Annotated in this window: 23 protein-coding genes; 14 read left to right on the top strand and 9 right to left on the bottom strand. The window is 74.9% G+C overall.

Translation table 11 applies throughout. The features are described from left to right. Window positions 1-44: 44 nt before the first annotated feature. Window positions 45-1,313 (bottom strand): helix-turn-helix domain-containing protein, encoded by a 1,269-nt coding sequence (locus ACQYWQ_RS10955; RefSeq protein ID WP_431034131.1) that lies wholly within the window; start codon window positions 1,311-1,313, stop codon window positions 45-47. Window positions 1,314-1,462: 149 nt separating this feature from the next. Between ACQYWQ_RS10955 and ACQYWQ_RS10950 the strand changes: the two genes are divergently transcribed. Then, window positions 1,463-3,190 (top strand): cell division protein PerM, encoded by a 1,728-nt coding sequence (locus tag ACQYWQ_RS10950; protein WP_431039145.1) that lies wholly within the window; start codon window positions 1,463-1,465, stop codon window positions 3,188-3,190. Window positions 3,191-3,327: 137 nt separating this feature from the next. On the opposite strand, the gene ACQYWQ_RS10945 is transcribed toward ACQYWQ_RS10950, so the two are convergent. Next, the gene (locus tag ACQYWQ_RS10945) at window positions 3,328-4,557 is read right to left on the bottom strand and encodes a hypothetical protein (protein ID WP_431034129.1); all 1,230 of its coding nucleotides are present in this window, start codon (window positions 4,555-4,557) and stop codon (window positions 3,328-3,330) included. A 415-nt stretch (window positions 4,558-4,972) separates the two neighbouring features. Here ACQYWQ_RS10945 and purN point away from each other — a divergent pair, with 415 nt between their 5' ends. Then, a complete protein-coding gene (gene purN / locus ACQYWQ_RS10940) occupies window positions 4,973-5,644 on the top strand; it encodes a phosphoribosylglycinamide formyltransferase (protein WP_431034128.1) in 672 nt (223 codons plus the stop codon). After that, window positions 5,641-7,230 (top strand): bifunctional phosphoribosylaminoimidazolecarboxamide formyltransferase/IMP cyclohydrolase, encoded by a 1,590-nt coding sequence (gene purH, locus ACQYWQ_RS10935; protein WP_431034127.1) that lies wholly within the window; start codon window positions 5,641-5,643, stop codon window positions 7,228-7,230. Before purN ends, purH begins: the two co-directional genes overlap by 4 nt. 195 nt (window positions 7,231-7,425) lie before the next feature. On the opposite strand, the gene ACQYWQ_RS10930 is transcribed toward purH, so the two are convergent. Then, window positions 7,426-8,112, bottom strand: coding sequence for a hypothetical protein (locus ACQYWQ_RS10930; RefSeq protein WP_431034125.1), 687 nt, complete (start codon window positions 8,110-8,112; stop codon window positions 7,426-7,428). A 153-nt stretch (window positions 8,113-8,265) separates the two neighbouring features. Next, the gene (locus tag ACQYWQ_RS10925) at window positions 8,266-8,868 is read right to left on the bottom strand and encodes an RDD family protein (RefSeq protein WP_431034124.1); all 603 of its coding nucleotides are present in this window, start codon (window positions 8,866-8,868) and stop codon (window positions 8,266-8,268) included. A 273-nt stretch (window positions 8,869-9,141) separates the two neighbouring features. Between ACQYWQ_RS10925 and ACQYWQ_RS10920 the strand changes: the two genes are divergently transcribed. The 7 genes from ACQYWQ_RS10920 (at window position 9,142) to ACQYWQ_RS10890 (ending at window position 17,048) form a co-directional block, all read left to right on the top strand. Then, window positions 9,142-9,996, top strand: coding sequence for a bifunctional methylenetetrahydrofolate dehydrogenase/methenyltetrahydrofolate cyclohydrolase (locus tag ACQYWQ_RS10920; protein WP_431034123.1), 855 nt, complete (start codon window positions 9,142-9,144; stop codon window positions 9,994-9,996). A 299-nt stretch (window positions 9,997-10,295) separates the two neighbouring features. Continuing rightward, the gene (locus ACQYWQ_RS10915; RefSeq protein ID WP_431034121.1) at window positions 10,296-10,913 is read left to right on the top strand and encodes a DUF3017 domain-containing protein; all 618 of its coding nucleotides are present in this window, start codon (window positions 10,296-10,298) and stop codon (window positions 10,911-10,913) included. 335 nt (window positions 10,914-11,248) lie between these two features. Continuing rightward, the gene (locus tag ACQYWQ_RS10910) at window positions 11,249-12,253 is read left to right on the top strand and encodes a DUF2690 domain-containing protein (protein ID WP_431034120.1); all 1,005 of its coding nucleotides are present in this window, start codon (window positions 11,249-11,251) and stop codon (window positions 12,251-12,253) included. 491 nt (window positions 12,254-12,744) lie between these two features. Further along, complete coding sequence (locus tag ACQYWQ_RS10905) at window positions 12,745-13,734, top strand: malate dehydrogenase (RefSeq protein ID WP_431034118.1); 990 nt, start codon at window positions 12,745-12,747, stop codon at window positions 13,732-13,734. A 245-nt stretch (window positions 13,735-13,979) separates the two neighbouring features. Beyond that, a complete protein-coding gene (locus ACQYWQ_RS10900) occupies window positions 13,980-15,749 on the top strand; it encodes a hypothetical protein (protein WP_431039144.1) in 1,770 nt (589 codons plus the stop codon). After that, complete coding sequence (locus tag ACQYWQ_RS10895; protein ID WP_431034117.1) at window positions 15,746-16,129, top strand: hypothetical protein; 384 nt, start codon at window positions 15,746-15,748, stop codon at window positions 16,127-16,129. The genes ACQYWQ_RS10900 and ACQYWQ_RS10895 overlap by 4 nt, the downstream gene beginning before the upstream one ends. A 1-nt stretch (window position 16,130) precedes the next feature. After that, window positions 16,131-17,048 carry a hypothetical protein gene (locus tag ACQYWQ_RS10890; RefSeq protein WP_431034115.1) on the top strand — a complete coding sequence of 306 codons (918 nt, stop codon included), beginning with the start codon at window positions 16,131-16,133 and terminating at the stop codon, window positions 17,046-17,048. Between the two features lie 653 nt (window positions 17,049-17,701). On the opposite strand, the gene ACQYWQ_RS10885 is transcribed toward ACQYWQ_RS10890, so the two are convergent. Then, window positions 17,702-18,211, bottom strand: coding sequence for a carboxymuconolactone decarboxylase family protein (locus tag ACQYWQ_RS10885; protein ID WP_431034114.1), 510 nt, complete (start codon window positions 18,209-18,211; stop codon window positions 17,702-17,704). A 47-nt stretch (window positions 18,212-18,258) separates the two neighbouring features. Here ACQYWQ_RS10885 and ACQYWQ_RS10880 point away from each other — a divergent pair, with 47 nt between their 5' ends. Both ACQYWQ_RS10880 and ACQYWQ_RS10875 read left to right on the top strand, forming a co-directional pair. Continuing rightward, the gene (locus tag ACQYWQ_RS10880; RefSeq protein WP_431034112.1) at window positions 18,259-19,665 is read left to right on the top strand and encodes a PLP-dependent aminotransferase family protein; all 1,407 of its coding nucleotides are present in this window, start codon (window positions 18,259-18,261) and stop codon (window positions 19,663-19,665) included. A gap of 99 nt (window positions 19,666-19,764) precedes the next feature. Then, window positions 19,765-20,463 (top strand): VWA domain-containing protein, encoded by a 699-nt coding sequence (locus tag ACQYWQ_RS10875; RefSeq protein WP_431034111.1) that lies wholly within the window; start codon window positions 19,765-19,767, stop codon window positions 20,461-20,463. 124 nt (window positions 20,464-20,587) lie between these two features. Here ACQYWQ_RS10875 and ACQYWQ_RS10870 read toward each other — a convergent pair whose 3' ends face one another. Both ACQYWQ_RS10870 and ACQYWQ_RS10865 read right to left on the bottom strand, forming a co-directional pair. After that, window positions 20,588-21,496, bottom strand: coding sequence for a hypothetical protein (locus ACQYWQ_RS10870; RefSeq protein ID WP_431034110.1), 909 nt, complete (start codon window positions 21,494-21,496; stop codon window positions 20,588-20,590). Between the two features lie 22 nt (window positions 21,497-21,518). Continuing rightward, window positions 21,519-22,028: a SigE family RNA polymerase sigma factor gene (locus tag ACQYWQ_RS10865; protein ID WP_431034108.1), complete on the bottom strand. Its 510-nt coding sequence runs from the start codon at window positions 22,026-22,028 to the stop codon at window positions 21,519-21,521. A gap of 202 nt (window positions 22,029-22,230) precedes the next feature. Here ACQYWQ_RS10865 and ACQYWQ_RS10860 point away from each other — a divergent pair, with 202 nt between their 5' ends. Together ACQYWQ_RS10860 and ACQYWQ_RS10855 are read left to right on the top strand one after the other, a co-directional pair. Then, window positions 22,231-22,626, top strand: coding sequence for a hypothetical protein (locus ACQYWQ_RS10860; protein WP_431034106.1), 396 nt, complete (start codon window positions 22,231-22,233; stop codon window positions 22,624-22,626). 39 nt (window positions 22,627-22,665) lie between these two features. Next, complete coding sequence (locus ACQYWQ_RS10855) at window positions 22,666-23,856, top strand: glutathionylspermidine synthase family protein (protein WP_431034104.1); 1,191 nt, start codon at window positions 22,666-22,668, stop codon at window positions 23,854-23,856. 6 nt (window positions 23,857-23,862) lie between these two features. Here ACQYWQ_RS10855 and ACQYWQ_RS10850 read toward each other — a convergent pair whose 3' ends face one another. Together ACQYWQ_RS10850 and rocD are read right to left on the bottom strand one after the other, a co-directional pair. Continuing rightward, window positions 23,863-24,624, bottom strand: a complete 762-nt coding sequence (locus ACQYWQ_RS10850; RefSeq protein WP_431034103.1) for a DUF899 family protein — start codon at window positions 24,622-24,624, stop codon at window positions 23,863-23,865. A gap of 173 nt (window positions 24,625-24,797) precedes the next feature. Beyond that, window positions 24,798-26,006 carry an ornithine--oxo-acid transaminase gene (gene rocD / locus ACQYWQ_RS10845; protein ID WP_431034102.1) on the bottom strand — a complete coding sequence of 403 codons (1,209 nt, stop codon included), beginning with the start codon at window positions 26,004-26,006 and terminating at the stop codon, window positions 24,798-24,800. Window positions 26,007-26,102 lie beyond the last annotated feature (96 nt).

The raw sequence follows: 26,102 nt of genomic DNA, 5'->3' as shown, positions 1-26,102 counted from the left end.
GCCCTGTCCGTCCGGCCGTACAGCGTGGATCAGCCCCGCGAGGGTCAGCCGTCCAAGGGGACCAGCCGTCCCGCGCCCGTCCCCGGCCCCCGTGTCGGCGGGCGGTCCTTCAGCGTGTCCGGGCGTGGAGGGCCCGGGGCCGGGACCGTGGTGCCGTCCACCTCGGTGGCGGGTGGCGGGGGAGGGGTGCTGTCCGTCGTGGCGAGGGCGTAGAGCGTCGTCGCGGCGAGGATGCCCGTGAGGGCGAGGGCCGCGCCGGTGCGGGCACGGCCCGCGAGACGCGCGTCGGCAAGGGCGACCTCGGGTGTGGGGGGCGTGGGGCGGCCCGGCACCTCGCCCTCCGCGAGGAAGGCCCGTAGGCGTGTCGTCAACCGCTCCGGACTGTCCACGAGTTCGGGGAGGCGGGTGGTCAGGTCCTCGCGGGCGTGGAGCAGGCGCCGGGCCGCCGCAGGGGTGCTCGCCTCCACCTCGGCCGCCGTCTCGGGCAGGTCGAGCCCCACGCCCTCGTACAGCAGCACGACCCTGCGCTGCGGCGGCCGCAGGCGCAGCAGCGCGGCGGCGAGCGCCGCCTGCCCCGCGTCCGCGGGCGCTGCCCTGCGCCCCCTGCCGCCGAAGCCGCGCCACGGCGACAGCGCCGACTCGTGCACGACCGCCCGCACCCACCCCTCCGGGTCCGGGTCGCGGGCCACCTCGGGCCACCGTTCCCACGCCTGCCGGAACCCGCTCAGCACGGCGGCGAGCGCGACCCGCGGGCGGCCCGTGAGGAGGTACGCCTGCCGCAGGAGGGTGGGCGCGGCGTGCGCGTAGAGCGCGGCGAAGGCGGCGTCGGGCGGCCCGGGGAGCGGAAGCGGCCCGGCGGCGGGCGGGGCGTGCGCGATGTCGGGGGTCGCGGGGGGCGGTTCGGCGGCCCGGGGGGCTTCGGCTGTGCGTGCCGTGTCGCCTGCGGGTGCCGCTTCCGCCCCGCGTGCCGCTTCCCCCGTGCGTGCCGCTTTCCCCGTGCGTGCCGCTTTCGTCGTGCGTGCCGCGTCCCCCGTCTCCGCCTCCGTGCGTGCCGTCCCGGTCTCCGTCGACAGTTCCGTCAGCAGCAGGGCGTACGCCTCCAGGCGGCGGCCGCGGGGTCTGGCCCGGCCCGTCTCCCAGGCCCGTACCGTCTGCGCGCTCACGCCGAGTCGTGCCGCCGCCTGAGCGCGGGTCAGCCCGGCGTGTTCGCGCAGCCGCCGTCGGTCGGGGAGGGAGGGCAGGGCCGGAGTCGCGGGGCCCGATGCCCTGTCAGAACGCCCCTCCCCGCGGCGGGCGGAGGTGCGGGGGCTCATCGCGTACCCCCGTGGCGGAAGGGCCCCTGCCGACACGGCGCGTCGCTCCGTACGTAAGATCGCATAGTCGTATATTGGGCGACACCTCCGGTACGCGCTTCTTGCACGGGTATCGACTGGGTCATTGGGAGCATGGCCCGGTGACCGAGATGACCGATCCGCCCGGGGCCGCCACGTCCCCGCCCCAGGGCACCCCCGCCGCTCCGCCCGTCGCCGCCCGCCTCGGCAGACGGCTGCCCGCCTTCATCGCCTCGCTGCTCGGCGGGGCCTTCGCCGCCGGGCTGGGACTGGGCGCGCTCGCGGTCCTGGTCATGGTGCTGTGGATCAGTTCGCCGTTCCCCGACAGCGGGCCGGGCGGCGCGCTGCGGCTCGCCGCCTCGCTGTGGTTCCTCGGGCACGGCACGACACTCACCCGCGCGAGCCTCGTCACGGGCGAGGCCGTGCCGCTCGGCCTCGTCCCGCTCCTCCTGCCCCTGCTGCCGCTGTGGCTCCTGCACCGCGCGGCGCGCGAGGCGGCCGAACCCGATGAGCAGGGCGAACTCCTGCCGGTACGGGGACGGGCGGGGGGACGGCTCGGCGGGCGCGGGGCCGCCGTGGCGGGCGTGTGCGCCGGGTACCTCATCGTCGCCGCCGCCGCGCTCCTCTACGCGCGCGGCGGTGACCCGGCGCCCGAGCCGCTCAGCGCGCTGCTCCACGTACCGCCGCTTGTCGCCCTCGCCGTCGCCTCCGGCGTGTGGGCGGCGCACGGGCGGCCCGACCCGCTGCCCGCCCTCTCGCTACGGATCGGGGCACGGCGGGAGGTCCTCACGACGGTCCTGCGGGCCGCCTCCGCCGCCGTGCTCGGGCTCGTCGCGGGCGGCGCGCTGCTCCTCGTGACGGCCCTGAGCGGCCATTCCGCGGCGGTGCGCGGCGCCTTCGACCGCATCACCGACGACTGGTCAGGGCTCGCCGCCGTCCTGCTCCTCGCCGTCGCCCTCGTGCCCAACGCCGTCCTGTGGGCGGCCTCGTACGGGCTCGGGCCCGGCTTTCTCGTGGGTACGGGGCAGCCCGTGGCGCTCTCCGGGGCCGCGCCGCTCGGCGGCCTGCCGCCCTTCCCGCTCCTCTCCGCGCTCCCCGCGCAGGGTGACCCGCCGCCGTCGACGTGGGCCGTGCTCGCGCTGCCGCCGGCCGCCGCGCTCCTCGCGGGCCTCCTGGTGGGCCGCGCCGCTGCGCCCGTACGGCCCGAGGAGACGGACGAATCGGCGGTGTGGTCGCGCGCTACGACGGCCCTGACGGCGGCCTGCGCCGCCCTCCTCGCGGGTCTCGTGGTGGGCGCCCTCGCCACGGCATCGGCGGGCCCGCTCGGTGTGGGCCCCCTCCGCGACGTCGGCCCGGTGGGCTGGCTCACGGGCGCGGCCACGTTCGTCTGGACGGCCTTCCTGGGTGTCCCTGTGGCGCTGGGGCTGCGGGGATGGCGACTGCGCGGGCTGACGGTGCGGGAGGAGCCGGAGCCGGGGCTGCCCGAGCCGTCTCCGCCGGAGGCACCGGGGCACGAGGCCCTGCCCGGGCGCTGGTGGCTCCCGCGCCGTGACCGCGAGGCGGCGGGGGCCGTGGCGGCGGGAGCGGGGGCTTCGCGTACGGAGGGGGTGACGGAGGGGGTGACGCAGGGGGTGACGGAGGCGCCGGAGGCGGCCGGCGGCCTGACGGAGCCGGGCAAGGGGCCGGACGCGGACGACGGGTCCGGCGCGGTCGACGGGTCCGGGGCGGGTGTGCGGGACGGGGGTACGGGCGAGGAGTTCGCCGCGGAGATCGAGGCTTTGCTGGAGGGGCCGGACCGGGCGAGGCCCCGGGGTGAGACGGACGACGGGGAGGGGCCGCCGGGGGCGGGGGCGCGCTGACGGGGGCAGGGCCTGCGGTTGGGGCAGGGGGGCGGGGGCGGTGGTCCGTTCTCGTGGCGCTCGCGCGGAGCGCCCGGAGCCTCCGGGGACGGGGCGGCGCTCCCGGCGGCCGCCGCCGCCCCGGCTCTCGGCCGCTGTTACTCGGCCAGGAGGGGGCGGAGTTCCTTCGGGAGGTGGCTCTCGCAGGCGTCGCGCGAGGTGTGGGTGGCCGCGTCGTCGACGCACGTGAAGTAGTCGCTGTAGACGAAGTGGAAGAGGAAGACGCTCGCCACGGCGGCGAGGCTCAGGGCCGAGGTCACGATGCCCGTGACCGCCGAGGGGACCTGCGGGCGGGTACGCGTGACGGGGCGGCCGTACGGCGTGGGGGGCGGGGCGGGTGCCGGATGCTTCGCCGCCTCCTCGCGCGCTCTCGTGGCCGCCTCCTCCGGGTCGTTGCCCTTCGCCACAGCCCGCAGCGCCGCCTCCGACTCCTGCGGCGTGCGGGCCCGGCCGCGCAGTGCCGAGATGCCCCAGTAGAGGCCGAGGGCGCCGAGGAGCAGGGCGAGGTAGGTCCAGCCGAGGAAGAGCCCCACGACGAGACCCCAGGTCCCGGCCATCAGCGCGTAACGGGCGTGCCGTTGCACCGGGTCGGTCGGGTCCCAGCGGGGGATACGGGGGAAGGGGCCGCCACCGGGGCCGCCGTTGCCGTCACTGTTGCCCGGGCCCTGTCCGGGGCCCTGCCACGGGCCGCCCTGGCCGGGACCCTGCTGAGGTCCCTGGCCCTGAGGCCCTTGCGGTCCCTGGCCCCACGGTCCCTGGCCCTGCGGTCCCTGCCCCTGCGGTCCCTGCTCCTGTGGGTCCTGGCCCTGCGGCGAGGTGCCCGGGTGGTTGCCCCAGCCGCCGCCGCGCCACGGCTCGGGCTGGCGGCCGCTCCACCGCGTGCCGCCGTTCTCGGGGGCGCGGGGGCGCCACGGCTGGTCGGGGCGGTCGGCGGGCGGCGGGGCGAAGGGGTTGTCCCGCTCGTCCTGCCCCTCGGGCCCGCCCTCGGCGCCACCCGGCTCCCGGTCACCCGTACGGGAGCCCGGCGTCGCGCCCGTACCGGAGCCCCCGTCCGTGCCCGTACCGGAGCCCCCGTCCGTGCCCGTACCGGGGCCCGTGCCTGACGTACTGGAGCCCGTGCCGGAGGCGTCCGTGCCCGGCCTCGTGCCGGAGGCGCCCGCGCCGGTCCCCTCGCCGGAGGAATCCCCCTCGCGCAGCGCGAACACGGGCGCCGTCGCGCCGGGCTCGGCGGGGCGGAAGGCCGTGGGGAGAACGCCGAGCGGGGCTCCGGCGGCGGCGCCGGCCGGGGCGAAGGGGCGGAGGCGGGGGCGGGCGGATCGGTCCGGCATCAGGAGGCGTCTTCCCCTTGCTGTGCGGCCGTCACGGGAGGGTGCGGGCGGCCTGGACTGACGAAAGGCGGCGGTGGGCGGGCGGCGGGCACCCGCGCGGACACCCTTGACGCTACCTGCCGGTCGCAAGCCCTTCCGGGCTGGGCCACCTCCCGGGACACCTCGGGGTCGTCCGAGTGCCCGTGCGGGGGCCGGTATCGTTGCTGACGGTCGGCGGCTTCGTAGAGTTCCCCGTATCGCGTGACGCGCCACCTTCGTGCGATGCCACAAAGCGGCGGACGCGTACGGCCCCGCCGGGGGTGAGTCGCGTCACACCGTGGTGACGTCCCGGTCCCCGCCGCCTGCCGCCCGCCCCGCGAAACACCGCGGTCCCGCGCCCCCGCGCCGTACCGCCCCCTTCCAGAAAGGGCCGCTCGTGGCCTCCGCACCACCTCCCGACCGCGCACCGCTCGACGACGCACCCGGCGTCAAGCGCCTCGTCGTCCTCGTCTCCGGCACCGGCAGCAACCTCCAGGCGCTCCTCGACACCATCGAGGAGCAGGGCCAGGAGCGCTACGGGGCGCGCGTCGTCGCCGTCGGCGCGGACCGCGAGGGCATCGCGGGCCTGGAGCGGGCCCGCGCCGCGGGGATTCCCACCTTCGTGTGCCGCGTCAAGGACCACCCCGACCGCGCCGCCTGGGACCTCGCGCTCGCCGAGGCGACCGCCGCGTACGCCCCGGACCTCGTGGTCTCGGCCGGGTTCATGAAGATCGTCGGCAAGGAGTTCCTGGACCGTTTCGGCGGGCGCTTCGTCAACACCCACCCCGCTCTGCTGCCCAGCTTCCCCGGCGCCCACGGCGTCAGGGACGCCCTCGCCTACGGCGCGAAGGTCACGGGCTGCACCGTCCACTTCGTCGACGACGGCGTCGACACCGGGCCGATCATCGCCCAGGGCGTGGTCGAGATCCGCGAGGACGACTCACCGGAGGGCGAGGCCGCCCTCCACGCACGTATCAAGGACGTCGAGCGCGCGCTGCTCGTCGATGTCGTGGGGCGCCTGGCCCGCCACGGCTACCGCATCGAGGGACGAAAGGTACTGGTTCCGTGACGACCTCCGAGTCCACGACCACCCCCACCGACACCGAGGGCCGCCGACCGCTGCGCCGCGCGCTCATCAGCGTCTACGACAAGACCGGGCTCGAAGACCTCGCGCGCGGCCTCCACGAGGCGGGCGTCCAGCTCGTCTCGACCGGCTCCACCGCGGGGAGGATCGCCGCCGCGGGCGTTCCCGTGACCAAGGTGGAGGAGCTGACCGGCTTCCCCGAGTGCCTCGACGGCCGTGTCAAGACCCTCCACCCCAAGGTCCACGCGGGCATCCTCGCCGACCTGCGGCTCGACACGCACCGCGCGCAGCTCGACGAGCTGGGCATCGAGCCCTTCGACGTCGTCGTCGTCAACCTCTACCCCTTCCGCGAGACCGTCGCCTCCGGCGCGACCCCGGACGAGTGCGTCGAGCAGATCGACATCGGCGGCCCTTCGATGGTCCGCGCCGCCGCCAAGAACCACCCCTCCGTCGCCATCGTGACGAGCCCCGCGCGGTACGGGGACGTGCTCGCCGCCGCGCGCGAGGGCGGCTTCGACCTGCGCACCCGCAAGCGCCTGGCCGCCGAGGCGTTCCAGCACACCGCCGCCTACGACGTCGCCGTCGCCTCTTGGTTCGCCGACGACTACGCGGCCGCCGACGACAGCGGCTTCCCCGACTTCACCGGCGCCACGTACACCCGCTCCCACGTGCTGCGCTACGGCGAGAACCCGCACCAGGGCGCCGCGCTGTACGTCGACGGCACGGGCGGGCTCGCGCAGGCCGAGCAGCTGCACGGCAAGGAGATGTCGTACAACAACTACACGGACACGGACGCCGCGCGCCGTGCCGCGTACGACCACAGCGAGCCGTGCGTCGCGATCATCAAGCACGCGAACCCCTGCGGTATCGCGATCGGCGCGGACGTCGCCGAAGCGCACCGCAAGGCGCACGCGTGCGACCCGCTCTCGGCCTTCGGCGGCGTCATCGCCGTCAACCGGCCCGTCTCGAAGGAGATGGCCGCGCAGGTCGCCGAGATCTTCACCGAGGTCATCGTCGCCCCCGCGTACGAGGACGGCGCGGTCGAACTCCTCGCCAAGAAGAAGAACATCCGCATCCTCGTCGCGCCCGGCGCCCCCGCCTCGCGCACCGAGACGAAGCAGATCGACGGCGGCGCGCTCGTCCAGGTCACCGACCGGCTCCAGGCCGAGGGCGACGACCCGGCCAACTGGACGCTCGCGACGGGCGAGGCGCTCGACGCGGCGGGTCTGCGCGAGCTGGAGTTCGCGTGGAAGGCGTGCCGGGCCGTCAAGTCCAACGCCATCCTGCTCGCCAAGGACGGCGCCTCGGTCGGCGTCGGCATGGGCCAGGTCAACCGCGTCGACTCCGCCAAGCTCGCCGTCGAGCGCGCGGGCGAGGAACGCGCGGCCGGTTCCTTCGCCGCGTCCGACGCCTTCTTCCCCTTCCCCGACGGCCTGGAGGTCCTCACGGCCGCCGGGGTCCGCGCGGTCGTGCAGCCGGGCGGTTCGGTACGGGACGAACTCGTCGTCGAGGCCGCGAAGAAGGCGGGCGTGACGATGTACTTCACGGGGACGCGGCACTTCTTCCACTGAGCCCGTTCCCCTGAGCGGGGACGTGCTGGAAGGCCCCCACCGGCGCGCGTGCGCGTGTCGGCGGGGGCCTTCGCCGTTGCGGTGGCCCGCCGCGAGTACGCGGCTCCGCGCGGCGGCCGCAGGCGGCCACAGTACGGGCGGCCCCTCAGTGCGGGCGGCCCCTCGGTACGGGCGGTCCCTCGGTACGGGCGGTCCTCAGTACGGGCGGCCGTCGAACCAGGCCGCCGCCTCGCGGCCCACCGTGAGGACGAAGGCGGCGAGGGCGAGGCACAGGCCCGTGCCGTACATCCACAGGAGCGCCGAGGACAGGGAGACGCTGAGCGCGGCCACGCCCGTCGTGTACAGGAGCGCCGACAGCCGGGTCCCCGGGCCGCCCCTGCCCCAGCGCGCGGCGGTCACGAGCCCCCAGCACGCGAATCCTGCGAACGGCAGGGCGGCCAGGGCGGAGACCCCTCCGAGGAACAGCAGGAGATCCCCCAGGTCGTCGGAGGCGGAGGAGGAACCCGTGCTCAGCCACAGCGCCAGAGCGAGCGTGTGCAGTGCGACGAGCGCCTGCGAGCCGCCGAGCGCGAAGAGCAGGACCTGGGCGGCGCGTACGCCGCTGGGCATGGGTCCCGGGTGCCGGGCGTTCGGGTACGGCGAGTAGACCCCGTACGCGGCGCCTCCCGGGGCGGGGGCGGCTCCCGCGTACGGTCCCGGGCCGCCGAACGCCGGTGGCACGGCCCCTCCCGGCGCGGGGGAGGGGCCGGGGATCGCCGGGGGCGGCTGCGAGGGCCGCCGCGGCACCCCCGCCTCGCGCATGTACGCCGGTACCCCGGGCACCGTGGGCAGGTCGGGCGGCGTGGATGCCGGGCCGCCGCCGCCCGGCTGGTGGGGACTCAAGGCGGGGTCTCCTCGCTGACGTCGGGGACGTCATGGTTCGCGCGAGCGGTGCCCTTTGTCCAATTTTGAGTGACCGCGGGTGACGCGTGCGTCAAGGAGGGAATCCCCCGCTACCCGTACGGGGGATTCCGCCCACGGAACCGCCGGGCGCGGTCAGTTGCTGCGGATCACGAGCGTGGAGCAGATCTTGTCGGCGAAGGTCTGCTTCTTGGCGTCCCACAGCGGCCACAGCCAGCCGATGTAGCAGGCGACGCCGTCGATGAAGTGCGCGATCCTGCGCACGAAGGCCATGCCGACGCCGAGGGGCTGTCCCGTGGTCTCCGAGACGAGGCGGATGCCGACGGCGCTCTTGCCGACCGTCTGCCCGGTCCTGCCCTCGCGGATGAGCTGCCAGATGCCTATCCCGGCGAAGACAAGGAAACCTATGATCGCGAGCACGGGAAGGTCCTGCGTGACGCCGACCAGCATGATGGCGTACGGCACGAGGAAGATCAGCCCGTCGATGAGGGTGCCGCCGACGCGGAGCCCCCAGTGCGCGTACGGCGGTTGACCCCCGTAGCCGGGGCCGCCCCCGTAGCCGTAGGGCTGGACGGGCGGCGCCTGCGGGTAGCCGTACGCCTGGCCCTGCGGGTACCCGTAACCGGGCTGGCCCGGCTGGGGACCGTGACCGGGCCCGCCCCCTCCGGGGTAGCCGTAGCCCGGCTGCGGGCCGCCGGGCGGCGGCCCGTAGGGGTTGTTCGGCTCGCCGTTGCTCATGGGTGTTCCTCCGTGATGGTGACGCTCGGGGACGGCGCGTTCCCGGCGAGGAGGAACTGAGCGCGTCGTGTTCCCCCTGCACCGTCCGCGCGTAGGGTGTCCATCCTTCGTGCGGGGGACGGACGGTGTCCAGGTGTTGACGAAGGGCGTTGCTCAAGTGAGACGCGCGAGGATGCCCTGGTCCGCGCGGTGGGCGGCGCCGTCGCGGCCCCCGCCGCCCGTACCGGTACCCGGATTCGTTCCCCGCCCCCCGCATCGGCGAAGATGTGCGGTATGAGCGCGCAGATTCTCGACGGCAAGGCCACCGCGGCACAGATCAAGTCCGAGCTGAAGGAGCGGGTCGCGGTGCTGCGCGAACGCGGCATCGTGCCGGGGCTCGGCACGCTCCTCGTCGGCGACGACCCGGGGAGCCAGAAGTACGTGGCGGGCAAGCACCGCGACTGCGCCCAGGTCGGCATCGCCTCGATCCAGCGCGAACTGCCCGCGAGCGCCACGCAGGAGGAGATCGAGGACGTCGTCCGCGAACTCAACGCCGACCCCGCCTGCACCGGTTACATCGTCCAGCTCCCGCTGCCCAGGGGCATCGACGAGAACCGCGTGCTCGAACTCATGGACCCGGACAAGGACGCCGACGGCCTCCACCCCATGAACCTCGGCCGCCTCGTCCTCAACGAGCCCGCCCCGCTGCCCTGCACCCCGTACGGCATCGTCCGCCTCCTGCGGCAGCACGGCGTCGAGATCAACGGAGCCGAGGTCGTCGTCGTGGGCCGCGGCGTCACGATCGGCCGCCCGATGCCGCTGCTGCTCACGCGCCGCTCCGAGAACGCCACCGTCACGCAGTGCCACACCGGCACCCGCGACCTCGCCGCTCACCTGCGCCGCGCCGACATCGTCGTGGCGGCCGCCGGGGTCCCGCACCTCATCAAGCCCGAGGACGTCAAGCCGGGCGCGGCCGTGCTCGACGTCGGCGTCTCGCGCGACGAGAACGGCAAGATCGTCGGGGACGTGCACCCCGGCGTCGCCGAGGTCGCGGGCTGGCTCTCGCCCAACCCGGGCGGCGTCGGCCCCATGACCCGCGCCCAGTTGCTCGTCAACGTCGTCGAGGCGGCCGAGCGCGCGGCCGTCTGAGCAGCCTCGCTCGCGCACGCGAGAGGCCGGAACGGCCCGTCCGGCGCGCACGCCCGGCCCGGATCGCACGGGCCGTCCGGCCCGGCTCGTACGGCCCGCCGGGCTCTCGTACGGTACGGGCGGGCTCGTACCGTACGGCCGGGCGGGCTCGTAACCGTACGGGCCGGGCGGGCCGCCGTACCGTGCCGTCCTCGCGCACTGCTGAACGCCCCCTGTACGTCCTTGAACGCCCCCCGTACGTCCTTGAACGCCGTCCCGCCGAATCCTGATCGCCGCCCCGCCGACGAAAGGCACCACCCGTGGCCGGAGAGCCGAACGAGAGCCGCACCCCCGCGTCCGCCACGGACCGCGCCGAGCACGGCGAGCCCGCGCGGCCGGAACCCGAGCGGGCGCCCGTGCGGGAGGCGCACGGCGCGACGGCCGTGACCGTGCCCGAGGTGCCGGAGGCGACGGGCGAGGCGGCGGGCGACGAGGAGACCCCCGTGGTGACCGAGGTGGTCAGCGCCCCCGGGCCCGACGGGCAGCCGATGCGGGCGACGCGCGAGGTCAGCGGCATCACGCGGGACACCGCGCGGCCCGAGGGCGGCGGGCGCGCCGCCCCCGCCGACGCCCCCGCGCCCGCACGTCAGTGGCCGATCCTCAGTGTCCTCGGGACGACGGGCCTCGGTCTGCTCGTCACAGGACTGGGCTTCTTCCGCGTCGGCACGCTGCTCGTGGGGCTCGCGCTGATGCTGGGCGCGGTGCTGCGCTGGACCGTGAGGTCGGTGGGGATGCTCGCGGTGCGGTCGCGCTTCACGGACATGCTCACGTACGGCATCCTCGGGCTGGTCGTCTTCTTCCTCGCGCTCATGGTGCAGCCGAAGCCGTGGCTCGTGATCCCCTTCCTCGACGAGATCCTGCACTTCACCGTCGACTGACGCGCCCTCGTGGGAACGGCGTGGCTCCTGGGATCACTTGTGTGCGAATGATGCCCGGAATATTGCGTTCACCGGCCTGTCCTGCAAATTCTTCCCCCTTCGCCCTTCGCGTCCTGTTCCTGCCTGATTGACTGGACGTGTCGGTGCCCGGCGTGCGACGGTGCGTCCTTCGGTTCCGAATGCTCCCGTGCGCCCCCTCTTCGGTGGAACTGTCGCTCTTGGCGGGGGCGTTCTGGTGGGTAGGCCAGGACGGGGCCCGGCAGGGCCGGTCCGGAGGGGTGGGACCGCCCTGCGGGCCGGGGGAGAGCAGGCACAGGGGGAAAGAGGGGGAGACGATGCCGCGTTGGAAGGCGCTGCCCGAAGGGCTCGATCCGCAGATCCGCGAGTTCACCGGGCAGTTGCGCCGGCTCGTGGACCGCGCCGGGCTCAGTGTCGCGGCGCTCGCGGACCGTACGGGCTACAGCAAGACATCCTGGGAACGTTATCTCGGCGGCAGGCTGCTCGCGCCGAAGGGCGCCGTCATCGCGCTCGCGGAGGTGACGGGGGCTCATCCGCAGCACCTGACGACGATGTGGGAGCTGGCCGAACGGGCGTGGAGCCGCGCCGAGTCGCGCCACGACCTGACGATGGAGGCCGTGCGCATCTCGCAGGCGCGCGCGGCGCTCGACGAGCAGCCCGCCCCGGCGCGCACCGCGACGGCCACGTACCCGCCGCGGGGGCCGGGCCGGGAGCGCCAGGAGCCGAGGCCGCCGATACGGGAGCGCGGCCCCGCGCGAGAGGGGGGCGCGCCGCCGGGGGACCGCCCGCCGGGGGAGCCCGCGGGCGCTCCCGTGCCGCGCGGACGGCGGCGCGCGACGATGTTCCTCGCCGGGGTGACGGGCGCGCTCGTCGTGCTCGGCGCGATCGTCTTCGTCCCGCGCCTGCTCGACGACAACGATACGAACCAGCGTGCCACGCCCAGGAGTTCGGCGTCGGTGCGGGCCGCCGAGCTGCCCGAAGGGGTGCGGTGCTCGGGGGCGGGGTGCGCGGGCAGGGACCCGGAGGCGATGGGGTGCAGCGGTGAACTGGCCCGCACGACGGACCGTGCCGCGGTCGGCACACGGCTCGTGGAGGTGCGGTACAGCGAGGTGTGCGGGGCCGCGTGGGCGCGGATCACGCAGGCGGGCCCGGGGGACACGGTGACGGCCCGCGCGGGCGGCCGTACGCAGCGGGTCACGGTGCGGGACTCGGGCGACGCCTACACGGGGATGCTCGCGGTGTCGAAGCCCGGTTCCGTCCGCGCCTGCGCGGAGGTCGGCGCGGGGGCGAAGGGGTGCACGCAGGGAGCGGGGGAGGGGTGAGCCCCGGGCGGAGGGGCGACCGCCCGGCGGGGCGGCCTCGGCGGCAGGGCGACCGCCCGACTCCGCCCGGCTCCGTGTGGCACCGCCCGACTCCGCCCGCTACGGCCAGGGTTCGCCCGCGCCGCCCGGCGCCGCCCGGCGGGCAGGCGGCTGTCGGCGGCCTCCTGCCCGCCGCCCGGAAAACTTTTCTCACCCCCGCACGCATACCCCGCCCCTCCCCGGGAACACGCGGTCATACCCCCCACGGGAGTCCCCCTCCCTGCGAAGGCCGCCGCAGCCCAGCGCTCGGCGGCCTTCGCCGTACCCGCCCGCCGCCGCCCACGCCCCCTGTGGGCCCCGCCACACCCGCCCTGCGGTCCCGCCCTCCACCGGCGCGATAGCCTGAGCGGCGGATCTCTCTTGACGCCAAGAGATCGATCATCCGGCGTCGGGGCCCAGATCCACCCCCTGGGGCAGGGAACCCCACCGCCAGTCGTCTGATGGAGATCGTCATGACCCGCACCCCCGTGAATGTCACCGTCACCGGCGCGGCCGGCCAGATCGGCTACGCGCTGCTCTTCCGCATCGCCTCCGGCCAGCTCCTGGGCCCGGACGTGCCGGTGAACCTGCGACTCCTGGAGATCACCCCGGCCCTCAAGGCCGCCGAGGGCACCGCGATGGAGCTGGACGACAGCGCGTTCCCGCTGCTCAAGGGCATCGAGATCAGCGATGACCCGAACGTCGCCTTCGACGGCGCCAACGTCGCCCTCCTCGTCGGCGCCCGCCCCCGCACCAAGGGCATGGAGCGCGGTGACCTCCTGGAGGCCAACGGCGGCATCTTCAAGCCGCAGGGCAAGGCGATCAACGACCACGCCGCCGACGACATCAAGGTCCTCGTCGTGGGCAACCCGGCGAACACCAACGCCCTCATCGCCCAGGCCGCCGCCCCTGACGTACCGGCCGAGCGCTTCACCGCGATGACCCGCCTCGACCACAACCGCGCGCTCACGCAGCTCGCGAAGAAGGCCGGGGTCACGGTCGACGCCATCAAGCGCCTGACCATCTGGGGCAACCACTCCGCGACGCAGTACCCCGACATCTTCCACGCGGAGATCAACGGCAAGAACGCCGCCGAGGTCGTCAACGACGAGAAGTGGCTGGCCGAGGACTTCATCCCGACCGTCGCCAAGCGCGGCGCCGCCATCATCGAGGCGCGCGGCGCCTCCTCCGCAGCCTCGGCCGCCAACGCCGCCATCGACCACGTCCACACGTGGGTCAACGGCACCGCCGAGGGCGACTGGGCCTCGATGGGCATCCCCTCGGACGGCTCCTACGGCGTCCCCGAGGGCCTCATCTCCTCCTTCCCCGTCACGGTCAAGGACGGCACGTACTCCATCGTCCAGGGCCTGGAGATCAACGACTTCTCCCGCGCCCGCATCGACGCCTCGGTCAAGGAGCTGGGCGAGGAGCGCGACGCGGTCCGCGCGCTCGGCCTCATCTGAGACGCTCGGTCCCCCTCGGCGGGACCTGTGCGAGCCGCTCGCGGCCGCTCTCGTAGGCGGGCCCGAACTCCCCTGGATCAGCAGGTGGGTTCGGGCCCGTTTTTTCCTGCGCCCGACGGGGGCGGGTGTCGTACAGTGTTGCCTCCTTCGCGCCCCGTGTCCGGGCGCACCCCTGTGCCCGCGCCTGTCGCGCCCGTACCGGAAGGCCCGAGGTGACCGAGCAGCCACCCCCGCAGCCCGAACCGATGCCCCAGCCGACGGGCCCCGCGACAGCGCCGCGGGCGCCGGCGACCGCGTCGTCACCCCCGTCGGCGCCCCCGCCCTTCCCCCCGCAGTCGGGCCCCCCGCCGCAGGAAGCCCTGGCCCCCCGCGCCCCCGTCCCGCCCGCCGTCAGCGAGGCGACCCGGCTCCTCTGCGTCGGCGTGCACCACGACCGCGCCTTTCGCGAGGCGGTTCTCGACGAGCTGTACGTGCACGAGGAGCGCTTTCCCGCGCCCTCCGTCGGCATCGACGCCGGCCGCGTCCTCTCGCACGCGGTCCGGGCCCGCAACCACGAGGTCGGGTGGGCGGGCGGCATCGTCGGCCTGTGGCTGCTCGGGCTCATCGTGAGCGGCGGGCTGCTGGCCCTGGCACTCCTCGGCAGCGTCGGTCTCGTCGTGGCCCGCTGGATCAGGGGCAGTGGCTCCGCGGACACCGGGGTGGGGCTCGTGCGCAGGGCCGTCGCCTTCTACGTGCGCTGGCTCTCGCGCCTCTACCTCGTGTACCTCTTCTTCGCCGTCGTCCTGGCCGCGCTCTTCCTCGGCGGCGGCACCTTCTCCGGAGGCTCGGGCTTCGGCCCCGGCCTCTCCGACCCGCTCGGCTTCGCGCGCCTGGCCGCCTTCCTCACCCTCCTCGTGCTCGCCGGCATCGTCGCCTGTGTCGCCCTGCGGCGCGGCCAGTTCGCGCGAGTCGTCAGCGAGGAACTCTCGCCCAGCCGCTTCCCGCACGCGCAGAGCGACCCCGCCGAGACCACTGCGGGCCCGCGCCTCTCGCACCTGCGCACGCGGCTGCGCGCCGAGCAGCACCAGCCACTCGTCATGTACGAGGAGGACTGGCCCTTCCGCGGCTTCGGCACCCCCTTCCACACGTGGTCGCTCGCCATCGAGCTGCGCCCGCGCGGCGAGGCGGCCCCCGTACCGCTCGACAACGGCGAGATCCTGCGCCGCATCGTCCCGCTCGTGGAGGCGCTGCGCGTGCCCTCGCCGCGCAAGGACCCCGCGGCGGCCGCCGCCGTCATCGACCGGCTGCGCGAACTGCGCCTCGACGAGTGCGTGTTCCTGCCCGCCGACGGACTGGAGTGGCGCAACGGGGCGCCGTACGCGCCGGACGCCTTCGCGGCACACCGCGCCGCCGCGCTCGAAGAGGGCGGCGAAGCGCGCCGCCACTTCCTGCGCATCCGCGTCGGCGGCTGGGACGAGGAACTCGTCGTGACCGTCTTCGTGCGGGTCCACACGCAGGGCGGCATGCTCATGGCCGAGTTCGCGCCGCACGTCCTCACGCCCGTGCGGCGCGGCTACCGGCTCGCCGAGCGCGAGGCGCGCCGCCACCGCGCCCTGTCCTGGCCCGGCCACATCGCCTGGGCGCTCGTGCACACGCCCTCGTCCTTCGGGGACTCGGTGCGGACGCTCGGCGGCTGGCTGTGGGGCGAACTGCGCCGTGCCTTCGCCGGATACGCGGGCGCCCCGGCCGAGGGGCCGTCGGCGGCGGTACGGGAACTCGGCACCGACGAGGACCTCTCGCTCTTCCAGGAAATGGACCTCGACCGCTACCTCAAGACGATCCAGGACCGCGTCGCCGGTGGCGTGCGGACGGCGCTGCGCGAAGCCGGCTGGGCCACGGACGAGTTCGACCAGAAGATCATCCACGTCGCGAACGGCGGGGTCTACATCGACTCCGCCAAGGACAGCGCCATCGGCATCGGCAACGACAACAAGATCAGCCACACGCCGGGTGGCAAGGGGGGCGGGAAGAAATGACAGGGACAGCGGACCAGGGCCGGGACAGGCCGGGCGTCCACATCGGCTCGGTCGAGGGCAGCGCCTTCGCGATCGGGGACGGGAACGAGGTCTCGTACGTACGGGGCGAGACCGCGCCCGCCGACGAGACGCAGGCCGCGCTCCTCGCCGCGGTCACCGCCCTGCGCGCGGACCTCGCACGCTTCACCCGGACCCCGGAGAACGCCGCCCTCGACACCGAACTCGCCGCCGTCGAGGGCGAGATCACCGCAGGGGGTGCCGCCTCGCGGGGCAGGCTCGGGCGCTTGCGCGACGCCGTCGACGTCGCGGGGCCGCTCGTCGGCGCGCTCGCGTCGGGGGCCGCGGTCGTCGAGTCGCTCGTCGCGCTCCTGGGGGGCTGAGATGACGTCCGGCATGCCGCGCTGGAACGCGTTCGCGCAGCGCTGGGAGCACGGCGGGTCCACCACCGTCTCCCCGCCGCCGGTCCCGGACGCGGCCCCGTACGTGGTCGCGCCCGCGGAAACGGCCGCTCCCGACCCGTACGGCACCGTGCTCCCGCCGGTCACCTGGGACCCCGGGCCGCCGCCGCAGCAGCCCTCCGGCCGCCCGCGGAACAAGCGCGCGCTCCTGCTCGCCGCCGCCGTCGTGGTCGCGGCCGGAGCGGTCGCGCTGACCTGGGTCCTCCTCGACACCGGCGACGAGGGACCCGCCGAGGCCCACAAGCCCGCCGGGGTCTCCGCGGCGCCCGACCCGACCCCGGGCGAGGAGGGCGACCTCTCCGCCCCCGACCCCTCGGCCGAGGAGCCCTCGGCCGAGGAGACCTCCGAGGAGACGCCGTCCGACGACCCCTCCGCGCTCCCCGAAGGCTTCGTCGCCACCGATGACCCCGCCGGGTACGGTCTCGCCGTGCCCGAGGACTGGGAGCGCAGCGAGAAGGACGGCAGCGTCTTCTACACCTCGCCCGATGAACTGAGCCTCCTTCAGCTCTTCGAGATCACCGACCACGGACTCAGCCCCGAGGACGCGGTCGCCCAGGCGTCGGAGGACCTGGGCCGCCGCACCGAGCAGTACGAACAGATCACGCTCGGGCCCACCAGGAGCGGCCCGGAGAACCCGAAGGGTGATGCGGCCGAACTCGTCTACTCCTACGAGAGCGACAAGGTCGGCGGCACCAGGCTCGGCATCGAGCGCGCCTTCACCGCCACCGACGGCAAGCGCTACGCCGTTCTCGCCGCCGCCCCCGACACCACGGAGACCAGCCAGCGCGAGGTCCTGGAGACAGCCCTCGCCCACTTCACCCCGCCGGGCGAGGACGACTGAGCGCTACCCGGCACCCGGCACCCAGGCGCGCGCGGTCGCGACGTACGCGGAGACCGGCCCCCCGCGAGCGGGCGCGGGGGCCCTTCCGGCTCCTCGCGGGCGCGGGCCCGGTCCAGGAGGTCCGCCTCCTTCCTCGCCCGCCGTCCCGCCGCCGCCAACTCCTCCGCTCCGGTGAGGAGTCCGGCACGGAACACGGCCTCCAGGGCTACCGCGCGCAGCCGGGGGCCTCCCGGCGCGGCCCGCCGTCCGGCTCCTCGTGCCGGCGCGCGAACCAGTGGCCGAGCTGCCCCTGCGGTGGCCGGCGAGCGCGCCCGCGAAGGAACTGAACGCGGTGACGCGCTCCTGCCGCAGGCGCTCCTCGCGGGCCACCGACCCGGCGCGCAGCGCGTTCCCGCGCGGGAGGGGGTGGGTGAGGGCGGCTCCGGGCGCCGTCCCGAAGACCGCCACGCCACTCGCCGCGAGAGGCTCCACCCACCCTGCGAACCACGCCGACCGGCGCGCACAGCCCCCGGGACGCGGGCCGGGCTTCCTGGCAAGGGTCCGCGCTTCCCGGGGGCGAGCCCGGGTCCTCCCGCCCGGCCGGAGGACCCGCCCAGGCCCGAACCCCGGTCCGCGCCCGAGCCCCGCCCGGGGCCGCCCCCTCTCCGTGAGGTTCAGCCCGCGTGGTCGCCCGGGGTGTAGTGGCCGGGGACGTTGCGGGAGGTCACGCTCAGGCGGTTCCAGGCGTTGATGACCGTGATCGCGCCGACCAGCTGGGCGAGTTCGCGTTCCTCGAAGACCGCCGCCGCCTTCTCCCAGACCTCGTCGGGCACGAAGCCGTCGGTGAGGACGGTGATCGCCTCGGTCAGCTCGATCGCGGCGATCTCGCGGGCCGTGTAGTAGTGCCGCGACTCCTCCCACGCGCTCAGCTGCACGATCCGTTCGACCGACTCGCCCGCGGCGAGCGCGTCCTTCGTGTGCATGTCGAGGCAGTACGCGCAGTGGTTGAGCTGCGAGGCGCGGATGCGGACCAGCTCGGTGAGCGGGGCCTCCAGGTCGCCGCGCGAGGCGGTGTCCAGGCGGATCATCGCGCGGTAGAACTCGGGCGCGAGCTTCGCGAAGTTCAGGCGGGGGGTGTGCTCGGGGAGCCGGGTGGTCGCCGCGGTGTTCTCGTTGTTCGTCATGCGTCCCACGGTAGGAGCCCGGCGGCCCAGGAGTATGGTCCATTCCCGTGGCGAACGAGTGGGCCAATACCGGCCTCGATCTGCACCTGGACACCGGCCCGGGCGCCCCGCGCGGCACCGTGCGGGCCCGGCTCATGGACGCGCTCCGCGAGGCCGTACGGAGCGGGCGCCTCGCGCCGGGGACCCGGCTGCCCTCCTCGCGCCAGCTCGCGGCCGATCTCGGCCTCGCGCGCAACACCGTCGCCGACGCCTACGCCGAGCTGACCGCCGAGGGCTGGCTCACCGCCCGGCAGGGCTCCGGCACCCGCGTGGCGGCCCGTACCTCGCCCGTACCCGAGAAGGTGTCCCGCCCGCCGCGTGCCGTCGAGCGCCCCCTGCACGACCTGCGCTCCGGCAGCCCCGACCTCACGGCCTTCCCGCGCGCCGCGTGGCTCAAGGCCGCCCGCCAGGCCGTCGAGCAGGCCCCCGCGAGCGCGTTCGGCTGGCCGGGCACGGGCCGCGAGGAGCTGCGGACCGCGCTCGCCGAGTACCTGCCGCGCGCTCGCGGCGTACGTGCCGCGCCGGACCGGATTCTCGTCACGGCCGGATTCACGCAGGGCCTGCGGCAGCTGCTCCTGCGGCTGCGCGAGCGCGGGGTCCGTACCGTCGCCGTCGAGTCGTACGGCCTGTGGGTGCACAGGGAGATCCTGCGCGAGGCCGGGATGCGGGTCGTCGTGCTCCCCTTCGACGGCGACGGCACCGTCCCCGTACCGCCCCCCGGCACCCACGCCGTCCTCCTCACGCCGAGCCACCAGTTCCCCACCGGGGGCGCGCTGCTGCCCGCGCGCAGGGCCGCGCTCGTGGACTGGGCGCGGGCGCACGACGGGCTGATCCTGGAGGACGACTACGACGGCGAGTTCCGTTACGACCGGCAGCCCGTGGGGGCCTTGCAGGGGCTCGACCCCGAGCGGGTCGTGCACCTCGGCACGACGAGCAAGTCCCTCGCGACCGGGCTGCGGCTCGGCTGGGCGGTGCTGCCCGCCGCGCTCGCGACCGGGCCCCTCGCGCCCGGCGGGGGCTGGGGCGGCACGACGTGGGGGCCCGGGGTCATGGACCAGCTGACCTTCGCGGCCTTCCTGCGCTCCGGCGCGTACGACCGGCACGTACGGGCCATGAGGCTGCGCTACCGGCGCCGCAGGGACGCGCTCGTCGCCGCGGTGACCGCCCGCGCCCCCGAGGTACGCGTCACCGGGATCGCGGCCGGGCTCCACGCGGTCCTGCGCCTCCCGCCCGGCAGCGAGCCCGTCGTCCTGCGCGCCGCCACCTGGGAACGCCTCGCTCTCACGGGCCTCGGCCAGTTCCGCCACCCCGACGCCGTCCTGCCCCCGGCCGACGGCCTGGTCGTCGGCTACGCGACCCCACCGGAGCACGGCTGGCCCTCGGCCCTGGAGGCACTGTTCAGAGTGCTGCCGTGACGGGGACCCGGGGCGTAGCCTTTCGCCTTCCCGAGGGTGGGGGGGAACTCCCCGCGTGCCCACCACCCTTGACGCGCTCGAAGTGGAGAACCGATCACCATGCCCCTCAGCCTCGACAAGATCCCCGCCCCGCTCGTCTCCCTCACCAAGAGCGCCGCCGTCAGCCTCGGCAAGCACGGCCTCAGCGGGCAGCGTGCCGCGGTCTACCTCGTCCTCGACCGCTCCCGCAGCATGTCCCGCTACTACCGAGACGGCAGTATGCAGCACCTCGCCGAGCAGACCCTCGCGCTCTCCGCGAACCTCGACGACGACGGCATCGTCCCCGTCGTCTTCTTCGACACCGAGGCCCGCCCCGCCACGGAGATCCGCCTCACCGACTACGCGGGGCGCATCGGCAGGCTGCACGCCTCGTACGGGCGGATGGGCACGACGAACTACGCCGACGCGATGAACGAGGTCATCGACCACTACCTCGGCACAGGAACCAGCGACCCGGCCTTCGTGATCTTCCAGACCGACGGGGGCCCGGACTCGAAGCGGGCCGCCGAACAGACCCTGTGCCGCGCGGCGAAGCTGCCCCTGTTCTGGCAGTTCGTCGGCTTCGGCCCGGACCGTTTCGACTTCCTCCGCAAGCTCGACGACCTCGCCGTGCCGGGAAAGCGGATCGTCGACAACGCGGGGTTCTTCCCCGCGGGCGCCGACCCGCGGGGGATACCGGACGACGTGCTGTACGGCGCCCTGCTGGAGGAGTTCCCGCAGTGGCTCGTGTCGGCGCGGCGGGCGGGCGTCCTGCGGTGAGCGCGGTGCGGTGCCGGGGCGGCGGGGCCGGGGCGGGGCCGGCCGCTCCCCGTCCGTCCGGCCCCTCCCCGTCCGTCCGGCCGCTCCCCGTCCGTCCGGCCCCGTACCGCCGCTCCTCAGCCCCTCACCCGCGCCAGCCCGTGTCCCCCGCGATCTCCGCGACCCGGTCCAGGCTCAGCGGTGGCGCGGACAGGGTCGCCGGGCCGTGCTCCGTGTCCCTCGCGTTGGCCGCTGTGACCACGACGCGGCTCGCGTCGGGGCGCAGCGCGTCGGCGGTGCGGACCACCAGGGCGCCCCTGCGGGTCTCGTAGCGCAGGAGGAGGGTGCCGTCCTTGAGGTTCTCCGCCGCGCAGGAGGTGACGCCCTCGGCGCGGGTGCGGAGCCTGGCGCAGGAGTAGAGGCGGGTCAGGGCGGCCTTGTCCGGGGCCACGAGCTTCTTCGCCGCTTCCGTCTTCCGCGCCCGGGCCCGCGCCTCCTCCTTGCTCAGCCGCGGCCCCCACCCCTTGTCCGCCGGTCCGGGCTCGCGCGCCTTCCTGGCCAGCTCCCGCTCCACGTCCTTCGTCCGCGCGCGCACGTCGCTGTACGCGAAGTCCCGCTGGAGGTTCACCGTGACCTCACCGCCCCCCACGAGCAAGCGGCCCCCCGCGTCCTTGTCCTGCTCCCAGCCCCCGGTACGCCCCCCGTCCGGCAGCAGTTTGCGCAGCCGCGCCACGACCTCGTCCCCGCTCGGCGCCGCCGCCTCGCGCACCGAGGCGACCGGCGCGAAGCGCGGCAGCGCGGCCGTACCCGCTCGCGCGAGCGAGCCGCCCGCCGCGCCACCGCCCCCACCGCCCCCCGTCAGCACCGTCCCCGCCGTCACCGCGGCGACCACCGCCAGGCCCCCCGTCGCGAGCAGCGTCCGCCGTCGCGCCCTCGACCGGCGTCCCCGCGCCAGGCCCCCGGCCACGAGTGGCTCCGTCGCGGGTACGGGCGCATCGGCCGCGTACCGCTCCAGAAGGCCGCCGATCCGCGCCCCGTACTCCTGTTCGTTCAACTCTCCTCCTCCGTAAGGCTGTTCACCGCTCACCGAGCACCTCGCGCTCGTCCGCGAGGGCCGTCCGCAGCTTCGCCAGTGCCCGCAGGCTGCGGACCCGGACGTTGCCCGCGCTGATCCGCAGCACCTTCGCCGTCTCGCCGACGTCCCTGTCCTCCCAGTACCGCAGGACCACGACCGCCCGTTCCTGCGGCGTGAGCCGCGCGAGGGCATCGGCGAGCGCGAGGCGCAGCGCAGGCTCCTCCGCAGGCGCCGCCCGCTCGGGCAGCTCGGCGACCGGCCGTTCGCGGGTCCTGCGCAGCCGCATGTGGGAGAGGTACGTACGGGTCAGGACGGCCCGCGCGTACGCCTCCGGGTGGTCCGCGCGGCTGACCCGCGCCCAGGAGACGTAGATCTTGCCGAGCGCGGTCTGCACCAGGTCCTCGGCCAGGTGGTGGTCGCCGCAGAGCAGCAGCGCCGTGCGGAAGAGGCGCGGGCTCACCGCCCGCAGGAACTCCTCGGCCTCCGCCTCACGGCGTGCGCGCACTCTCATCGGCCCCGTTCCTCCCCGTCTCTGCCTGTGCACTCCCTGGACGCCCCACCCCCCGCCCCGCGTTACACCCCGCCGAGAACCGATGCGCCGGGACGGTGGTGCGAAGCCGCCGCCGCTCCTAGGCTGTGCGGTGATTTCGGGGGACACGCGTACGGGTGCGGGGAAGGCGCGCGTACGCGACGGAACACACGGGGGAAACACCATGAGCACTGCCGACAGCACACCCGCGCCCGCGGAGGCCCTGCGCCCGCGCCGCCTGCGCTCCAGCACCGTCGTGCTCGGCGGCATGGGGCTGCTCGCCGTCGCCCTCTCGGCCTGCGGCTCGGACCCCGACCGCCGCTGCGTCGACCGCGACAGCTACACCATCGACGGCTACAAGGTCCTGGCCGACAAGAACTGCCGTACGACGAGCGGTGGTTCGGGCGCGAAGGGCAAGGCGGGCGAGAGGGGCGCCACGGCCGTCAGGCCCGCCTGGTACTACGGCGCGCAGACCCGCGAGGGCCGCGCCGACTACGGCACCTTCTCGCGGGACAGCGCGATCCAGCGCGGCGGCCTCGGCTGCGACGACGACAACAACGGCGGCGGGTACGGGGGCTGAGCGGGACCGGACGAGCAGCGGAGCGGACACGTACGCATCATGGAACGCCGCACCATCGAGCCCCGCCCGAACTGGCAGGAGACCGTCGAGGAACAGGGCCTGATCTACCCGCTGACCCGGTACCCCGACGGCGAGTTCCGCCCGTACTGGGACGAGAGCGCCTACTACGTCTTCACGCTCCCCGAGATCGAGGCCCTGGAGGAGACGGTCGAGGAACTGCACGAGCTGTGCCTGGCCGCCGCCGAGCACATCGTCGCCCACGACCGCTTCGCCGACCTCGGCCTCACCGACCCGCGCCAGACGGAGCTGATCGCCGAGTCCTGGCGCCGCCGCGCCGAACTCCCCTCCCTCTACGGCCGCTTCGACCTCCGCTACGACGGCGAAGGGCCCGCCAAGCTCCTGGAGTACAACGCGGACACGCCGACCTCGCTCGTCGAGGCGGCGAGCGCGCAGTGGTTCTGGATGGAGGAGCGCTTCCCCGGGGCCGACCAGTGGAACTCGCTCCACGAACGCCTCGTCGACGCCTGGCGCAGGCAGGCGAGGCTCCTGCCGCCCGGGCCCGTGCACTTCGCGCACTCGGTCTCGGACGTCCTCGGCGAAGACCTCATGACCGTCGCCTACCTGCGCGAGACCGCCGCGCAGGCCGGGCTCGACACCGAGGCCATCGCCGTCGAGGACATCGGCTGGGACCCGCTCTCGCGCCGCTTCGTGGACCTCGGACTCCGGTTCGTACGCAGCTGCTTCAAGCTCTACCCCTGGGAATGGCTCGCGCGGGACCGCTTCGGGCCGCACGTCCAGGAGACGCTGGACAACGGCGGCGGCACGGGCTCCACGCTGTGGATCGAGCCCGCGTGGAAGATGCTCCTGTCCAACAAGGCGCTCCTCGCGATCCTCTGGGAACTCTTCCCCGGCCACCCGAACCTGCTCCCCGCCCACCTCGACGGGCCGCGCGAACTCGCCACGACGAGCGGGTACGCGGCGAAGCCGCTCTTCGGCCGCGAGGGCGCGGGCGTCACGCTCCACGAGCCGGGCGAGCCGCCCCGTACCCGTGTCCGGGGCGAGGACCCGCTCTGCTACCAGGCCCTCGCCCCGCTCCCCGACTTCGGGGGCAACAAGGTCGTGCTCGGCGCGTGGGTCGTCGAGGACGAGGCCGCGGGACTCGGCATCCGCGAGTCATCGGGCCTCGTCACCGACGAGTACGCGCGCTTCCTGCCGCACGTGATCCTCTGACCTCCGTCAGTGGCAGTGCCCGTGGCGCCCCGTCGCCGTCACGGGCGCCGCCCCGGGACGCGTCCACTGCGGTACGGGGCGGCTCGCCCCGGTGAAGCCCGCGTTCCCTTCCGCGTCCGTGCGCCAGTACCAGCACGGCTCGCGGCCCTCGGGCCGGCCCTCCGGGTTCTCCTCCCACGCCTCGCCGCGCCCGTACGGCGTCCGGTCGAGCAGTGCGAACGAGCCGCTGAACGCCTCGTTCCCGCGCCCCGTCGTCGTGTACGTGAGGAACACGCGGTCCCCGTCGCGCAGGAACGCCGACAGGTTCCCCATGCCACCGCCGAGCGGCACGCCCGTGTCGTGCAGCGAGTACCACGGCTCCTCGTAGCCCATGAAGTCCACGTACGGGGCGACCTCGTCCCAGGCGCCGGAGGTCGTGAAGGCGAACGAGACGCCGCGCGCGTGCAGATAGGGCACGGCGGACCGCAGCTGCCAGGCCGCGATGGTGCACCCCTCGCACTGTCCCTGGTGCGGTGCCCCGTCGTGCCACATGTGCTGGTAGGTGAGGAGTTCGTTCCTGTCGCCGAAGAGGTCGACGAAGGGCACGGGCCCCTCGGCGCCGGCCACTTCCGCCTTCCCGTCGACCTCGGCCATCGGCAGCCGCCGCCGCGCGGCGGCGAGCGCGTCGCCCTCGCGCGTGTACGCCTTCTCGCGCACGAGCAGCGCGTCCCTGGCCTCCTGCCAGGTCGCCATGTCCACGAGGGGCGGCTGAGCGGGGGGAGTCGTCATGAGTGTCCTCCGTAAGGGGTTCCTGAGGGGTGGACCCGGGGAGCGCGCGGAACTCATCGGCGGTACGGGGACGAGGCGCCGCGTACCGCCGCGTACGCCCCGTACCCGTACCGCCCCGTACCCGTACCGCCCCGTACCCGTACCCGTACCGCCCCGTACCGCCGCGCCGGTCCTCAGCCGACCACGGCGGCGAGCTGGTCCAGGCCCCAGTCCAGGTCCTCCTCGCTGATCACGAGCGGCGGCGCGAGGCGGATCGTCGAGCCGTGCGTGTCCTTCACGAGGACCCGCCGTTCCATGAGCCTCTCGGACAGCTCCCTGCCCGTGCCGAAGGCCGGGTCGACGTCCACGCCCGCCCACAGGCCGCGCCCGCGCACCTCCCTGACCGCACCGCCGTCCGCGAGGAGTTCAGCGAGGCGCGCGTGCATCCGCTCCCCGAGCCGCGCGGCGCGCGCCTGGAACTCGCCGCTCTCCAGGAGCGCGATCACCTCGATCGCGACCGCGCAGGCCAGGGGGTTCCCGCCGAACGTCGAGCCGTGCTCGCCCGGCCCGAACACGCCGAGCACGTCCCAGTCCGCGACGACCGCCGAGACGGGCACGACCCCGCCGCCGAGCGCCTTGCCGAGGATGTACACGTCGGGGACCACGCCCTCGTGCTCGCACGCGAAGGTACGGCCCGTGCGGCCCAGGCCCGACTGGATCTCGTCCGCCAGGAACAGCACCCCGCGCTCGCGCGTCAGCTCCCGCACCGCGGGGAGGTAGCCCTCCGGCGGCACGAGGACGCCCGCCTCGCCCTGGATCGGCTCGATGAGCACGGCGACCGTGTTGTCCGTGATCGCCTCGCGCAGCGCGGTGAGGTCCCCGTAGGGGACGAGGTCGAAGCCGGGCGTGTACGGGCCGAAGTGGTGGCGGGCCTCGTGGTCGCTGGAGAAGCTCACGACCGTCGTGGTGCGGCCGTGGAAGTTGTTCCGCGCCACGACGATCTTCGCCGTGCCCTCGGGGACGCCCTTGACCTCGTACCCCCACTTGCGCGCCGTCTTCACCGCTGTCTCGACCGCCTCGGCGCCCGTGTTCATCGGCAGCACGGCCTCCTTGCCGCACAGCGCGGCGAGCCGCGTGCAGAACTCGCCGAAGCGGTCGTGGTGGAAGGCGCGGCTCGTGAGCGTCACCCGGTCGAGCTGTGCCTTCGCCGCGTCGATGAGGCGGGTGTTGCCGTGGCCGAAGTTGAGCGCCGAGTAACCGGCGAGCATGTCGAGGTAGCGGACGCCCTCGATGTCCGTCATCCACGCGCCCTCGGCGGAGGAGACGACGACGGGGAGGGGGTGGTAGTTGTGCGCGCCGTGTTCCTCGGCGGCGGCGATCTGCTGCGCGGTCTGCGTGGCCATGTGGTGCGGCTCCGTCCGTCCGGCGATACGGGTCTTCCCTCCTTATCGTCGCGGAGCCGCCCGGGACTTAGTCCCCTCGCGGGGCCCCGCCCCGGG

Source organism: Streptomyces sp. P6-2-1 (assembly GCF_050613165.1).
Classification (GTDB): domain Bacteria; phylum Actinomycetota; class Actinomycetes; order Streptomycetales; family Streptomycetaceae; genus Streptomyces.
This window is presented reverse-complemented; position numbering and strand designations above follow the sequence as displayed.

Bases quoted from the DNA above. Each gene is read 5' to 3' on its own strand.
- ACQYWQ_RS10855 (WP_431034104.1), top strand. From the start codon at position 22,666: ATGGAACGCCGCACCATCGAGCCCCGCCCGAACTGGCAGGAGACCGTC.
- ACQYWQ_RS10920 (WP_431034123.1), top strand. From the start codon at position 9,142: ATGAGCGCGCAGATTCTCGACGGCAAGGCCACCGCGGCACAGATCAAG.
- ACQYWQ_RS10950 (WP_431039145.1), top strand. From the start codon at position 1,463: ATGACCGATCCGCCCGGGGCCGCCACGTCCCCGCCCCAGGGCACCCCC.
- rocD (WP_431034102.1), bottom strand. From the start codon at position 26,006: ATGGCCACGCAGACCGCGCAGCAGATCGCCGCCGCCGAGGAACACGGC.
- ACQYWQ_RS10905 (WP_431034118.1), top strand. From the start codon at position 12,745: ATGACCCGCACCCCCGTGAATGTCACCGTCACCGGCGCGGCCGGCCAG.
- ACQYWQ_RS10955 (WP_431034131.1), bottom strand. From the start codon at position 1,313: ATGAGCCCCCGCACCTCCGCCCGCCGCGGGGAGGGGCGTTCTGACAGG.
- ACQYWQ_RS10900 (WP_431039144.1), top strand. From the start codon at position 13,980: ATGCCCCAGCCGACGGGCCCCGCGACAGCGCCGCGGGCGCCGGCGACC.
- ACQYWQ_RS10895 (WP_431034117.1), top strand. From the start codon at position 15,746: ATGACAGGGACAGCGGACCAGGGCCGGGACAGGCCGGGCGTCCACATC.
- ACQYWQ_RS10850 (WP_431034103.1), bottom strand. From the start codon at position 24,624: ATGACGACTCCCCCCGCTCAGCCGCCCCTCGTGGACATGGCGACCTGG.
- ACQYWQ_RS10885 (WP_431034114.1), bottom strand. From the start codon at position 18,211: ATGACGAACAACGAGAACACCGCGGCGACCACCCGGCTCCCCGAGCAC.
- ACQYWQ_RS10910 (WP_431034120.1), top strand. From the start codon at position 11,249: ATGCCGCGTTGGAAGGCGCTGCCCGAAGGGCTCGATCCGCAGATCCGC.
- ACQYWQ_RS10860 (WP_431034106.1), top strand. From the start codon at position 22,231: ATGAGCACTGCCGACAGCACACCCGCGCCCGCGGAGGCCCTGCGCCCG.
- ACQYWQ_RS10875 (WP_431034111.1), top strand. From the start codon at position 19,765: ATGCCCCTCAGCCTCGACAAGATCCCCGCCCCGCTCGTCTCCCTCACC.
- ACQYWQ_RS10945 (WP_431034129.1), bottom strand. From the start codon at position 4,557: ATGCCGGACCGATCCGCCCGCCCCCGCCTCCGCCCCTTCGCCCCGGCC.
- ACQYWQ_RS10925 (WP_431034124.1), bottom strand. From the start codon at position 8,868: ATGAGCAACGGCGAGCCGAACAACCCCTACGGGCCGCCGCCCGGCGGC.
- ACQYWQ_RS10865 (WP_431034108.1), bottom strand. From the start codon at position 22,028: ATGAGAGTGCGCGCACGCCGTGAGGCGGAGGCCGAGGAGTTCCTGCGG.
- ACQYWQ_RS10890 (WP_431034115.1), top strand. From the start codon at position 16,131: ATGACGTCCGGCATGCCGCGCTGGAACGCGTTCGCGCAGCGCTGGGAG.